The following is a 2101-nucleotide window of genomic DNA, read 5'->3' on the forward strand; positions in this document are numbered from 1 at the left end:
CAACAAACAGCCGCCACCACCCTCGGCCACACCACCACCCACCAACTCGACCCCGACCGCGCCCTCAACGACATCGGCTTCGACTCCCTCACAGCGGTCGAGCTGCGGAACCGGCTGGCCACGCAGACCGGGCTGCGTCTGCCCGCCACGCTGATCTTCGATCACCCGTCGCCCATGGCGCTGGCCGAGTATCTGCGGACCGAACTCGTCGGGGACGGCGTCGACGAGCCGGAGGTCGACGAGAAGGAGATACGGCGTGTCCTGGCCGCCGTACCGCTCAGCCGCTTGCGTGAGGCGGGGCTTCTCGACGCGTTGATCTCACTCGTGCACGCGGAGACGGCCGCTTCCGCGTCCGCTCCCGCGTCCCGCGCCGAGGAGCAGATCGAACTGATCGATGCGATGAACGTGGGCGACCTCGTGCAGCGAGCCCTGCGCAACACCCAGCCGTGACCGGACAGCAGACAGACGAGGACATCATGGAGCCCCAGCCCCAGCCCCAGCCCCAGCCCCAGCCCCAGCCCCAGAGCGAACAGATCATCAACGCGCTGCGGACGTCGTTGAAGGAGAACGCGCGTCTCCAGGAGCAGTACGACCAGGTCGTCGCGGCCAACTCCGAGCCGATCGCGATCGTCGGCATGGCGTGCCGCTACCCGGGCGGGGTGACCTCACCTGAGGAGCTGTGGGATCTGGTCGCCTCGGGCGGCGATGCGGTGACCGGTTTTCCCGAGAACCGTGGCTGGGACCTGGAGAACCTCTTCCATCCGGACCCGGACCACCCCGGCACCAGCTACTGCCGGGAGAGCGGGTTCCTGCACGACGCCGACCAGTTCGATCCGGCGTTCTTCGGGATCTCGCCGCGCGAGGCACTGGCCATGGACCCGCAACAGCGGCTGATGCTGGAGATCTCCTGGGAGTCGCTGGAGCGGGCCGGCATCGACCCGGCCGCGGTGCGTGGGACTCCCGTCGGGGTCTTCACCGGGCACATGTACCACGACTACGCGGTCGGGACGGCGGACGAGGTCGGCGGAGCGCCCGAGGGTGTCGAGGGCTATCTCATGACGGGTGGCGCGGGCAGTGTGCTGTCGGGCCGGGTGTCGTACCTCCTGGGCCTGGAGGGCCCGGCGGTCACCGTCGACACCGCCTGTTCCTCCTCCCTGGTGACGCTGCATCTGGCGGCCCAGGCGCTGCGGACCGGTGAGATCTCCCTCGCGCTGGCCGGGGGTGTGACCGTGATGTCGTCCCCGGCCGTGTTCGTCGACTTCTCCCGGCAGCGCGGCCTGTCCCCCGACGGCCGCTGCAAGGCCTTCGCCGCTGCCGCGAACGGGACCGGCTGGGCCGAGGGCGCGGGCGTACTCGTGCTGGAGCGGCTGTCGGACGCGGTGCGCAACAAGCGCCGGATCCTCGGTGTGGTGCGGGGTTCGGCCATGAACCAGGACGGCGCCTCCAACGGCATGACCGCGCCGAACGGCCCCTCGCAACGGCGGGTGATCCGGCAGGCGTTGGCGAATGCCGGGCTGACCGGTGCCGATGTCGACGCCGCGGAGGCGCACGGCACGGGCACGACACTCGGGGACCCGATCGAGGCGCAGGCACTCCTGGCCACGTACGGGCAGGACCACGACGCCGAACGACCGCTGTGGCTGGGGTCGTTGAAGTCGAACGTCGGTCATACGCAGGCCGCCGCCGGAGTCGGCGGGGTCATCAAGATGGTGATGGCCATGCAGCACGGGGTGCTGCCGCGCACCCTGCACGTGGACGAGCCGACCCCGAAGGTGGACTGGTCGGCCGGGCATGTCGAGCTGCTGACCGAGGCGCGTCCCTGGCCCGAGAGCGACCGGCCGCGGCGTAGCGCCGTGTCCAGCTTCGGGGTCAGCGGCACGAATGTGCACGTCATCCTCGAACAGCCCTCGGAGCAGGCCCCGCAGGCAGACGGCGAGTCGGTGGCAGCGGAGCCCGAGGGGGGCGGTGAGCGGCCGCGGGTGCTGGCCGACGGTACGGGCCCGATACCACTGCTGCTCTCAGCCCGAGGCAGCACCGGGCTGGCCGGACAGGCGCAACGCCTCGCCACCTACCTCACCGAACACCCCGACACCCCCCTCAC

Annotated in this window: 2 protein-coding genes; both read left to right on the forward strand. The window is 70.7% G+C overall.

All coding sequences use genetic code 11. The annotated features are described in order from the left end of the window. On the forward strand, positions 1-450 hold a 450-nt coding region (locus tag ACFU95_RS50905; RefSeq protein WP_383844757.1), incomplete at its 5' end, for an acyl carrier protein. Next, a partial coding sequence (locus ACFU95_RS50910; RefSeq protein ID WP_383844760.1) for a type I polyketide synthase occupies positions 447-2101 on the forward strand: 1655 nt, incomplete at its 3' end. The genes ACFU95_RS50905 and ACFU95_RS50910, both read left to right, overlap by 4 nt.

This window comes from Streptomyces sp. NPDC057623 (genome assembly GCF_042800355.1).
GTDB lineage: Bacteria > Actinomycetota > Actinomycetes > Streptomycetales > Streptomycetaceae > Streptomyces.